This window comes from Roseateles sp. P5_E11, from assembly GCF_054049355.1.
This window is the reverse complement of sequence record NZ_JBFUMO010000157.1, coordinates 1-11,136: the sequence shown is the minus strand read 5'-3', so window position 1 is coordinate 11,136 and position 11,136 is coordinate 1. Positions and strand designations below refer to the sequence as shown.

The 11,136-nt window shown below is 68.3% G+C and carries 11 protein-coding genes; 4 read left to right on the top strand and 7 right to left on the bottom strand.

Annotated features, from left to right (window positions below):
- The 4 genes from ACXJKR_RS13760 to ACXJKR_RS13745 form a co-directional block, all read left to right on the top strand.
- Positions 1 to 352: hypothetical protein (locus ACXJKR_RS13760; protein ID WP_457323307.1), on the top strand; the 352-nt coding region annotated here is incomplete at its 5' end.
- 41 nt (positions 353 to 393) lie between these two features.
- Entirely contained in the window at positions 394 to 888 is a 495-nt protein-coding gene (locus ACXJKR_RS13755; RefSeq protein WP_457323306.1) for a hypothetical protein, read from the top strand.
- Between the two features lie 19 nt (positions 889 to 907).
- Positions 908 to 1,879: a family 43 glycosylhydrolase gene (locus tag ACXJKR_RS13750; RefSeq protein ID WP_457323305.1), complete on the top strand. Its 972-nt coding sequence runs from the start codon at positions 908 to 910 to the stop codon at positions 1,877 to 1,879.
- 9 nt (positions 1,880 to 1,888) lie between these two features.
- Complete coding sequence (locus ACXJKR_RS13745) at positions 1,889 to 2,401, top strand: hypothetical protein (protein ID WP_457323304.1); 513 nt, start codon at positions 1,889 to 1,891, stop codon at positions 2,399 to 2,401.
- 52 nt (positions 2,402 to 2,453) lie between these two features.
- On the opposite strand, the gene ACXJKR_RS13740 is transcribed toward ACXJKR_RS13745, so the two are convergent.
- From ACXJKR_RS13740 to ACXJKR_RS13710, 7 genes are all read right to left on the bottom strand, one after another.
- A complete protein-coding gene (locus ACXJKR_RS13740; RefSeq protein ID WP_457323303.1) occupies positions 2,454 to 3,320 on the bottom strand; it encodes a hypothetical protein in 867 nt (288 codons plus the stop codon).
- A gap of 32 nt (positions 3,321 to 3,352) precedes the next feature.
- Entirely contained in the window at positions 3,353 to 4,132 is a 780-nt protein-coding gene (locus ACXJKR_RS13735; RefSeq protein WP_457323302.1) for an alpha/beta hydrolase, read from the bottom strand.
- Positions 4,129 to 5,145 (bottom strand): glycoside hydrolase family 43 protein, encoded by a 1,017-nt coding sequence (locus ACXJKR_RS13730; protein ID WP_457323301.1) that lies wholly within the window; start codon positions 5,143 to 5,145, stop codon positions 4,129 to 4,131. The genes ACXJKR_RS13735 and ACXJKR_RS13730 overlap by 4 nt, the downstream gene beginning before the upstream one ends.
- 3 nt (positions 5,146 to 5,148) lie before the next feature.
- The gene (locus ACXJKR_RS13725; RefSeq protein WP_457323300.1) at positions 5,149 to 8,082 is read right to left on the bottom strand and encodes a glycoside hydrolase family 2 protein; all 2,934 of its coding nucleotides are present in this window, start codon (positions 8,080 to 8,082) and stop codon (positions 5,149 to 5,151) included.
- A complete protein-coding gene (locus ACXJKR_RS13720; RefSeq protein ID WP_457323299.1) occupies positions 8,079 to 9,911 on the bottom strand; it encodes a glycoside hydrolase family 2 protein in 1,833 nt (610 codons plus the stop codon). The genes ACXJKR_RS13725 and ACXJKR_RS13720 overlap by 4 nt, the downstream gene beginning before the upstream one ends.
- 12 nt (positions 9,912 to 9,923) lie before the next feature.
- The gene (locus ACXJKR_RS13715; protein ID WP_457323298.1) at positions 9,924 to 10,244 is read right to left on the bottom strand and encodes an L-rhamnose mutarotase; all 321 of its coding nucleotides are present in this window, start codon (positions 10,242 to 10,244) and stop codon (positions 9,924 to 9,926) included.
- 14 nt (positions 10,245 to 10,258) lie between these two features.
- Positions 10,259 to 11,136: glycoside hydrolase family 28 protein (locus ACXJKR_RS13710; RefSeq protein ID WP_457323297.1), on the bottom strand; the 878-nt coding region annotated here is incomplete at its 5' end.

Genomic DNA, 11,136 nt, shown 5'->3' with positions numbered 1-11,136 from the left:
CCGTCGCGACGGCGTGCTCGCCGCACAGCAGCCCGGCTCGACCTTGGCGCTGCAAGCGCAGGCACYCGCCGGCGCCAGCTGCCTGCGCGTCTACGTGCTCCCCACCTACCCGTTGACCGCAGGCGAGCCCTGGCAGGCTGACGTGGTCGTCGACGGCCAGACCCACCCACTGCGCTGGCCGCGCGGCGTGCAGGACGCCGCCTGGGGGCAGGGCGTGCTGGCCAATCGACTGAGCGCATCCCTGACCCTGCCAGAACGCGCCGCCGGAACGCTGCGGCTGCAACTGGCGGCCGGCCAGCGCGACCTGATGTTCGATGGCGCGGAACTGCTGCCCGGTGCCTGCCGCTCCTGACCGCGAGTCAGAATTCCCAACCTTGTTGACCCCACCTCCCCATGAGAGCACGCATCCCAGTCACGCTGATCCCTTGTCTGCTGGCCCTCACAGGCGCCGCTCATGCGCAGACGACTTGCGTCGCAGATTTCTCGGCGTTCGGCCAGGGGCGGTTTGCCGTCGAGATCAAGGCGAGACCGGACGGACGATTTGATGCGGTGGTCAACGGCAGCACGACGAACGCGGCCACCTCGCCCGTGGACGAAGTCGTCCGCCCCGGCTTGAACCTCGCTGCCGATCCCCATGGCAAGGAGGTTGCGCAGTTCAATGCCGCCGAACGCTCGCTGGTGCACCTGCAGGGTCTTCGCGAATCCCCGAAGACGCGTGACTTCGTCAACCTGCCGTTCTCGCCCGCCGACGTGCGGCGGCTCAGGACGTTCGACCTCATCGGCAAGACGGACAAGTTCGGCGGCCAGGTTCTGATGGAGGCCTTCGACGAGCAGGGTGCCTCGCTCGGCAAGGTGCTCCGCCGCGTGCTCGTCGCAACGTGCCGGTAACCGCTTCTGAGGTGACCTCGTGAAACTTGCTTCGCTCGCCCTTGCCGCCCTGCTCGCCGCCTCGGCCTGCCAAGCCCAGAACCCGCTGGCCCTCGGCAAGGACCTGCGCACCGCCGACCCCTCCGGCCATGTCTGGCCCGACGGCCGCCTGTGGCTCTACACCTCGCACGACGAGGAATGCCAGGCCGACTTCCACATGAAGGACTGGACCGCCTTCTCGTCCACCGACCTCGTCAACTGGACGAACCACGGCGCGGTGCTGTCGGTCAAGGATCTGAAGTGGGCTGACGACTACGCCTGGGCGCCCGACGCGGCCTACAAGAACGGCAGGTACTACCTCGTCTTCCCCGCCGGCACCGGCGTCAAGGACCGCCAGAACCCGAAGAACAGCACCAAGTGGATGGGCATCGGCATCGCCGAGAGCGACTCGCCCGCCGGCCCCTTCAAGGACATGATCGGCGCGCCGCTGTGGCGCAAGCCTTACGCCAATGACCCGGTGCTGTTCGTCGACGACGACGGCCGCGCCTACCTCTACAGCCGCACATCAGGCGTCAACTACCTGGTGGCGGAGATGGCTGACGACATGCGCAGCATCAAGGGCGAACTGCAGAAGATGGACATGGGCGGCTACGAGCCGCCGATGGAAGGCCCGTGGGTGTTCAAGCGCAACGGCCTGTACTACTTCACCATGCCCGAGCACAACCGCATCCTGACCTACTACACGGGCGCCTCGCCCAAAGGCCCGTGGACCTACCGCGGCGTCATCATGGACGCCGAGGGCGGCAACAACCACCACTCCATCGTCCAGTACAAAGGCCAGTGGCTGCTGTTCTATCACCGCTGGCTGGACGTCTCCGGTGCGGCTTGCGCAAAGAAGCAGCGGCACGTGGCGGCGGAGTACCTGCACTTCAATGACGACGGCTCGATTCGCAAGGTCGAGCGCACGGAGCAAGGCGTGGGCGACTTCGCGCAGCGCGCCGCGAAGCGCTGAGGGGGAGCGATGAACGCTGATGAATCGATCAACGCGCTGGCGCGGCAGGCCCGCGCGCATTGGGAGGCCGGGCGCCTCGACGCGGCCGAGGCCTGCTTTGTCCGAGCTATCGCCGCAGCCGGCGGGCAGGCGGGTGTCGCCGACCTGCACGGCCAGCTGGCGGCCGTGATGGACGGTGCCGGCCGTCTGGCCGATGCCGTCGCCCAATCCGAACTGGCGCTGGCGGCAGAACTGGCGCTGGGGCAGGGGGACTCGCAGCCCAGCGTGAAGGTGGCGCGCTACTTTTTGGCGGACCGGCTGCTGCGCCTGGAAGAGGCCGGGCGGGCGCTGAAGGTGCTGGCGCCGTCGCTGGCCGCCCTGCCCGATGACTGGCTGCTGAACACCGCGCAGGCCGAGGCGCTGCTGGCCGTCGGCCGCGCCGGCGAGGCCAGGGCCGCGGCCCGGTGTGCGCTGGCGAATGCCGGCTCGGACGCCAAGCGTGCCCAGTTGGCCGAACGCCTGCAGGCGGTGCTGCGGGATTGATGGTCCGCTCGCTATCGCCGCTGCAGACGGGTCATCCAGAGCAGCAGTACCTTTAGCCAGCGGCTCGTCCGGTGTCTCTTGTGCCTCGCTCTGCCAGGGTGCGCCACACTGTCATGGTGCGAGCTGTGCGGCTTGGCGGCTTGGGGACTCGCCCGGGCGTCAGCAGGTCCATGGCCTGGATGGCGCGAACCAGGAAGGGCAGGGCGAAGAGCAGCGGCATGGCCATCAGGCGGAGCGCCTGGGGCGTACCCGCCTGGAACTGGTGCAACTGGTGGACGGAGAACGGCAGCGTGAGCGCGTGCTGCGCGAGTTGCATCGTGACCGACTTGTGCCAATCGGCGTCGACGCCACTCATGGCACAGCGCTGGCGGCGGCTCAGATGAAAGTCCGGCGGGTCGCTGCGCCGCAGTCGCAGGCGCAATTCCGCTTGTGGCACAGCCGGCAGCGAAGCCATGTATTCGAGCGCTTCCAGCGCCAGCTGGAGCCGCGCCGCGTCGGCCAGGATGCCGCTGATGGCCGGGTCCGTCGAAGCGATGCCGCCCAGGATCTTCAGGCGGCGCGTGGCGTCATGCAGTTCCCAGAGCCGGATGCGGAAGCTGCGTTCCGAGTCCGGCACTTGATGACCCGCGATGTACTCAAAGGCGTCATGGGCCTCGATGACGCAGCGCGCCAGGGCGCTCATGGACGGCAGATCCCACAGATCGAGAGGCGGCTGCTGGGTGGGGTCAGGCGCCAGCCGGCGCAAGGCGATGCCGTGGGACAGCAGCTTGGCGAAGATCTGTTCGCCATAGCTGACATGCACAGCCGAGAGGGGCTGGCCGGTCAGGGCCGCGGAAACCGCCTTGCCATGTTCGAGCACGGCGTCGAACTCGCGCAGCTTGGAACGGTAGTCAGCCCAGGTATTGATCTCTTGCAGCATGCTTGCTTTGTTGCCCCGACAAGCGCGCAAGGTTAGGCGAAGTTTGGGTTGCCCAGTTTCTCGCCCATCCAGCGGGCTGCCAGCGCTGGCCATTGATCCTGCGTGCCGGCCAGTTCCCGCAGCGCGAAGCCGTGTTCGGCCTGCGGGAAGACATGGGCCTCGACGTCGAGCCGGTGTTGCTGGGCCGCGGCGATCAGGTTGAGTGCATGGGCGACGGGCACGACGGGGTCGTGCAGCGCATAGGCCAGGAACACCGGGCAGCGCGGCAGGCCGTGGGGCTGGCTGGCAATGCCGATGGGCCAGGCGTCGTAGAAGGCCTGCTTCTCGGGCGGCGGAAAGTCGGGTTTGCCGGGCGGGAACTTGTGGTCACGGTGGTTGGCGTTGAGGGGAGCGTACGCGATGACGGCGCCCGCCGATTCCCGCTGGCAGGCCATGACGCCGGCCAGATGGCCGCCGGAGGAGAGGCCCACGTGCAGCAGCGGCAGCGGCGGCAGCGTGGCGAGGTGATCCAGCGCGAGCAGACCGTCCTGCAGCGCGATGTCGAAGGGCTGGCCGTCCTGACCGGGCAGGCGATGCACCAGCACATGGGCGTCCAGCCCCAGCGTGTTCAGCCATTGCGCGATCTCGACACCTTCCTTGTCGTGCATCAGCTGCAGGTAGCCGCCGCCGGCATAGACGAGGGCACGGCCGCGCGCCGGTGAGGGCGACGGATAGGCGTGCAGCTCGGCCCGCGTCGGGCGGCGGCAGATGCGGTCGGGCGATTCGCCGTCAAAGACATTCGGCGCGCCGGCTGACAGAGCAATGAGGTTCATCGTTTCTCGGGCAGCGGCAGGCCGAAGTCCGGCATGCCGTCGGCCGTGAACGCCAGCGGCTGTACGCGGGTGGCGCGACCGGTGTCCTTCAGCGGGTCGCCGACGATGTCGCGGTAGTTGCGGGCATGGAAGACGTTCAGCACGCTGCCATCCGGCTCGGTGACGAAGCTGTTGTGGCCGGGGCCGTAAATGCCGTTCTCCGGGCTGCTGGTGAACACCGGGCCGGGCGACTTGCGCCAGTTCTTCGCGTCCAACAGGTCGGCGTTCTCGTCGGCCCACAGCAGGCCCAGGCAGTACTCGGCGCCGGTGCCGGCGGCCGAGTAGGTCATGAAGACGCGGCCGCCGTGGATGAGCACGGCCGGCGCCTCGTTGACGAAGTGGCGCACCTTCTCCCAGGCGTAGTCGGGCTGGCTCAGCCGCACCTGCGGGCCTTGCAGTTCGGTCGGGCTCTTCATGCTTGAGATGAAGATGTCGGTGCTGTGGTTCTTCTTCGCCGGGTCGGTCTGGGCCCAGGCCATGTAGCGCTGGCCGCGATGCTCGAAGACGGTGGCGTCCAGCGTGAAGGTCTCCCATTGCGTCCTGATCTGGCCGCGTTCGGTCCAGTCGCCCTGCATGGGGTCGGGCGACGCGTTCTCGAGCACCCACAGACGGATCTTCCACGGCTCCTTCGCTTCACCGGCGCTGAAGTAGATGAACCAGCGGTTGTCGATGAAGTGCAGCTCGGGCGCCCAGATGTGGTGGCTCATCGGGCCCTGCTCGTGCCGGCGCCAGATCACTTTCGGCTCGGCAGTGGCGAGGCCAGCGATGCTGCGCGCGCGGCGCAGCTCCAGGCGGTCGTATTCGGGCACCGTGGCCATCAGGTAGACCCAATCGCCGTGGCGCAGGATCTGCGGGTCGGCGCGCTGGGGGACCAACGGGTTGGGCCAGGATGTGGGCTGGGCGCCGGCGGGCAGGGCCGTGGCGAGCAGTGCAGTGGTCAGCAGCTGGCGGCGGGTGAGGTTTGCAGCAGACATGGTTCAGGGCAGGCGGTAGAACTCGGCCTCGACGATGGACAGCACGCCGCGGCCGAGGCGGCTGGCGCCGGTGTCGACGATTTTCTGGTTGGCGACTTCGGTGTTCGCCGTTTCCGTGCCGCCTTCGGCCTCACCGGCCAGCTCGATGCCGACCGTCTGGCCGCGCTGGGGCTTGAGCGGCAGCGTCACATAGCCCAGGCTGCGCTCGGTCAGGCCGCGCCAGACCTCAGTGCCGTCGACACTGACGCGCAGCGGGTAGCGCCGCTCGCGCCAGCCGCCGAGCTTGAGCGTGATCTCGTTCAGCGTGGCCGGCTCGGCCAGCTTGAAGCGGATGGTGCCCTTGCCGGCTTCGCTGATCCAAGCGGTTGATTCGTCATCGTCAATGGCCTGGGCCGGCATGCCGCTATCGGCCTCGACAGACGCGATGGCAACGGCCAGGCGGCTTGCCGTGAAGGAAGGTGTGGCCGGCGTTGTTCCCCGTGTGGATTGCGGCGCCAGGCCGTCCGCAGGGAAGCGGGTGCTCAAGCCGCCGATGACAGGCACGGGCTGCGAACGCAGTTCCAGCGTGGCCGGAGCCAGGCCGGGCGCCTCGGCGCGCAGCCGGATGACGCCCGCGTCGGTCGTGCTGCGCACCAGCACGCGGTTGACGCCGCCTTCCACCGGCAGCTCGCGCGCCAGCACGAAGTTGCCCGGCCCCTGCGCAATGCCGCCGCGCCATTCGGCTGGGCCGTCCAGCGTGAACCTCACCGTGTCCAGCGCGATGGGGTTGCGTCTGCCGGCAGCGTCCACCACTTCGACCTGCACCAGCGCCAGGTCGGCGCCATCGGCCTGCAGGCCTTGCGGGTGCGTCCGAGCCGCCAGCTTCAGCGCGGCGGGCGCGCCGGCGGTGACGCGCACGTCCTCGCAGACGGTGTTGCCGTCCTTGTCCAAGCCCACGGCACGCAGTTCGCCGGGTTCGAAGCGCACGCTGTCGAAGCGGAAGACAAAGGGTTCGGCGGCCTCGGCCGTGCCGATGACCTTGCCGTTCAGCGTCAGCTGCACGCGCTGCGCGCTGGAGATGACGGTGACCGTCTTGACCGTGCCCGGCGCGTAGTTCCAATGGCCCAACAGATGGACGCGCGGCTTCTCCACATCCACCCAGCCGTCCCACATCACCTGGTGAGCGAAGAAGCCCTCCTTCGGAATGCGCATCGCATCCACCTCGCCGCTGCGGCGGTAGTTCTCAGCGCCGCGGTGGTGGCTGTTGCTGTCGCTGAAGATGATGTTGACGCCGCCCGACGACACGCGCGTGCCGGTGCCCGGGYGCTCGCGCCAGAAGTCCACCCAGCGGCGCACGTCTTCCAGTGCGTGGGAATCCTGGTTGCGGTTGTAGGCCGCAGCGCTTTGGCCCTTGTGCTCGGGGCCGTCGCCGTCGCGGTGAAAAGGCGGCGAGAGCTCGTCCCAGAACTTGCGCGCACCCTCGTCGCGCGAATACTCCATGGCCCACATCGGCCGTCGCGCGCTCTTGTTGACGTAGAGCATTTCGCCGCCGTACTCGGCCACGTCTTGCAGGGCGTGGGACAGCATCTCGCGGCTGCCGGCGGCGCGGCCACCGTGCGGGTCGAGACGGTCTCGCAGTGCGGCCACCTCGCGCATGTGCTCGGCACTGATGCCGCGGTTGCCCGACTCGTACATGAGGATGCTCGGGCTGTTGCGGAAATAGACGATGGCGTCGCGCATGGCCTCCATGCGCTGCTCCCAGCGCCGGCCGGTCACGTCAGCCTCGGAGTCACCCGCCGGCATGGCCTGCATCAAGCCGAGCCGGTCCAGCGATTCCACGTCCTGCTTCCACGGCGCCGTGTGCATCCAGCGCACGAAGTTGGCATTGCTGGTCAGCATCTGGCCGTTGCTGTAGTCGCTGAGCCAGGCGGGTACGGAGAGTCCAATGGCCGGCCACTCGTTGCTGGTGCGCTGGGCGTAGCCTTTGAGCTGGATGACACGGCCGTTGAGCTTGACCATGCCTTGCGTGAACTCGGTCTGGCGAAAGCCCGTGCGCGTGACGACACGGTCAACGGGCTTGCCATCGGTGCTAAGCGTCGTCTCCACGTCGTAGAGGGCGCCGTGGCCCCAGCTCCAGAACTGCAGGCCGGTCACGAGCGCCTTGGCGCTGACGGTGGCGGTGGCGCCGGCGGGAATGGTTTGGGTGGGCGCCCTGAACGTCGCGATGACGCGGCCGCCCGGCTCGCGCAGCGTCACCTCATAACCAAAGCGGCGCGGCCGGCCGTGCTCGTTGCGCACCTGGGCTTCGGCCGTGATGGTCGCGCGGCCGGCCTTCTGGTCGAAATCCTTGGCATAGATGTAGACGCCGGTCGTGCCGAGGTTGGAGAGCAGTGGCAGCGTCTGGTAGAGCCTGTCGGTGAGGTGCAGCCGCAGGTTCTTGGGCAGGCCACCGTAGTTGGCGTTGAAGTTGCGGTCAGCCCACTGATAGCGCTGGTTGGTCGCCTGCTCGCGGTAGTCCCAGCGGTTGTCGGTGCGCACTGCGATGAGGTTGTCGCCGGGTTTCACGGCCTGGCTCAGGTCGAAGCCGAAGGCGGTGACGCCGTTCTCATGCAGGCCGATGCGCTGGCCGTTGACCCAGACCTCGGCGGCCTGGCGGGCGCCTTCGAACTCGATGAAGACCTTGCGGGTGGCGACGTCGGCGGGCAGCGTGAAGCGCTTGCGGTACCAGGCGATGCCGGTGCTGTGGTCGACGATGTCCTTGGCGAAGGCGTCGTCTTCATTCCAGGCGCGGGGCAGGGTGACGGGCTTCCAGCTGGCGTCGTCGAATGTCGTGCTTTCGGCGCCCGGCGCGTCGCCGACATGCAAGCGCCAGCCGGGGTTGAAGTTGTAGGTTTCGCGGGCGGCTTGGGCCGACAGTGCCGCCGCTGCCAAGGCGAGAGCGGCCAGCCATCGCTTCATTTCGCCTGCGCCTTGTAATGCTCGGCCAGGACCTCAAACGCCAGCTTGCGCTGCCCGGTCTCGGAGATCAGGCCCTTGCGGTTCCAGCCGTTCTGGTAGAYCGGGTGCTCGCGGCGCGGCGAGCGGAAGTCCTTCAACACCCAAGGTGACAGGCCACGCAGCGTGGGCACCTTGGCGGCCATCGCCAGCGTGGCGCGGTAGTAGTCGGCCTGGTAGTCCTCGGAGAACTTCGGTCTCAAGGCTGGGTCGCGAAAGCCCGCGAAAGCGTCCGCACCGAACTCGGAGAACAGTAGCGGCTTGTCCGCAGGCACATCCCAGCGCAGCCGGCGCACCGTGTCCAGCGTGTCGTCGCCATACCAACCGGCATAGGTGTTGACGGCGATGACGTCGAGTTGCGACAGCAGCGGGTCGGCGATATGGATGGTGTCACCTTTGCGCTCGACGAGCAGGGCCGCGCTGACAAGGCGGCTGGCGTCCAGAGCGCGCACGGTCTCGGCCAGGGCGGTGTGGAAGCGCGTGCGGTTCTCGGCCACCGGCGTCTCGTTGCCAATGCTCCACAGGATCAACGCCGCGCGGTTGCGGTCGCGGTAGATGGTCTCGGCCTGCATGCGGCGGGCCTTGTCCAGCACGGCGGGCGTATCCCAGTCGATGCTCCAGTAGACGGGGATCTCGCTCCAGACCAGCAGGCCGATCTCGTCGGCCACGCGCAGCATGGTCTCGTTGTGGGGGTAGTGGGACAGGCGCACGTAGTTGCCGTGCAGGCCATTCTTCACCTCGCCGAGCAGGCGGCGCGCGGCGGCTTCGTCAATGCGGCGAGCCGGGTTGGGGCCGATCTCCTCCTCGTGGATGGAGATGCCGCGCAGCGTGATGGGCTGGCCGTTCAAAAGGATGTCGCTGCCGCGCACGGCGATGGTCCGAAAGCCCATGCGGTCGCGAACCCGGTCACCGCCAGCCTCGAAATCCACGTCGTAGAGCGTGGGCGACTCGGGCGACCAGCGCTTGAGCCCCGCCGGCGCGGCAGTGTCGAAGCGGGCTTCGCCGTTCGCGTCGGTGCGGGCCGCCAGCGTGAGGTTCAACGCGGCGATGCGCAGGCTCACGGCCTGGTTGGCCGGCTGCGGGCCGTTGAGCTGCAGGCTGCCGACGATGCGGCCGGCCTCGGTCAGGCGCAGCGTGGCGTCGTCGATGAAGGTGGCGGGCGTCTGGAACAGCTTGACCGGCCGCGTGATGCCGCCATACAGATCCCAGTCGGTGATCTCGGCCGGAATGGTCTGGGCGTCGTGCTTGGAATCGACGCCGACGACCAGGCGGTTGCCGGTCTCGCGCAGGGCCTGCGTGACCTCGACGACAAAGGGTGTGAAGCCGCCTTCATGCTTGCCGACCTCCTGGCCATTCAGGAAGATGGTGCTGCGGTAGTTCACGGCCTCGAAGCGCAGGAAGCTGCGCCGACCCGGCTTGACGGGGGCATCGAAGCGGCGCTGGAACCACATCAGTCCGTCGAAGTAGCGCAGCTCGGGAACGGCGGAGTTCCAGGCGCCGGGGAGCTCCATTGCCGGCGCGCGGTCGAGGTCGTATTCGAAGAAGCCCGCGCCGCCCTTGGCCTCGGACGCGGCCACGTCGACATCCCGAAAGCGCTGCATGCGCGGCTTGGCGGGCCAGCCGTTGATGTCGGTGAATCCCGTCCGGTAGAGGTCCTTGGAATAGGTCCAGCGGCCCGACAGATCCTGGTCGGCGGCGCGGGCCGTCAGCAGCAGGGATGGGCGCAGCGAGTCGGCGGCGAGCGTCGGTAGGGCGAGGGCCCAGGCCAGGGCGAGGGTGATCCAGGTGCGCATGACGACCTGCCTTCAATTGAAGTGGAAGAGGGGCTGCAGCGGCCACTGGCGCGGCTTGTTGTCGGGCTCGACCTCCATCAGGTCGGCCATGTAGTCCCACCAGCGGCGCATGACGGGCTGCTGGGGCAGGGCGTCGAAGGCGGTGCCTGGCTTGCGCTTGAGCACGGCAAAGAGGGACAGCGTGGCTTCGTCCAGGAAGATCCAGTAGTCATGGATGCCGGCTTCGCGCAGGGCCGCGGCCAGGTCGGGCCAGAGCTCGTCGTGGCGGCGCTTGTACTCCGGCACGACGCCGGGCTTGAGCTGCATCTTGAAGGCCAGGGTCTCGTCGCTCATCGCTTGTCTCCTTCTTATTGAACGTCCTGCTCCGCCATCGGCAGGGCCGACACGTCGCGGCGGCGCAGGGCGGGATCATGTCTCCAGCAGGCGCTGCTCAGGCCATCGAGTTCGATGTCTGTGCCAACGGCGATGGGCTCTCCAAGCGACATGCGACTGTCCGCAAAGCGCCAGTCCACTGCGTCCAGCACATGGCCGCCGCGTTGGGCCTCGACATCCAGCCCCGTGAAATGGAAGCCCCGCAGCGGCGTCTCGGCATAGGCGTCGACCTCGAAGGCGACTGCCGCGCCGCGCGCCTTGAGGCGCTCGATGCGCACACCGTCCACCCGGACGCGACCCCGTTCAGCGGGTACCGGCGTGGCGAGGTTGAGCCAGTGAGCGGGTGCGCCGGCACGTTCGGCGGCGGGGATGCGGGCGCGGCTGAAGGCGGGGTTCCAGTTCATCGTCACGCGCAGCGCGGCGGGTACCTCGTGCAGAACGAGATCGCTGATCGTCACGCCCTCGATGAAGCCGCCGCGGCTGGGTGCGGACTTGAACAGCAGGCCCACCGGCACCGGCGCATGCACTTCGATGCGCCTCGCCGTGATGCGCTGGAAACCGCCCGAGGTCTCGCTGCCGAAGGTCAAGCCCGCGGCGCCCTCGCGGACGATGCAGTCGCTGATGCTGATGTCTTCGCAGGGCCGCGCGACGCGCAGGCCGTCGGCGTCGCGGCCGGCCTTCAGCACCAGGGCGTCGTCGTTGACGGCGATGTCGGCGCGGCGGATGGTGACGCGGCGGGAGGAGTCGATGTCGATGCCGTCGGTGGACGGGCCGCGTGCGTCGCCGTCGTTGTTGCGGATGGTGATGGCGTCGACGCTGACATCCTCCGAATAGCAGAGGTGCAGCGTCCAGA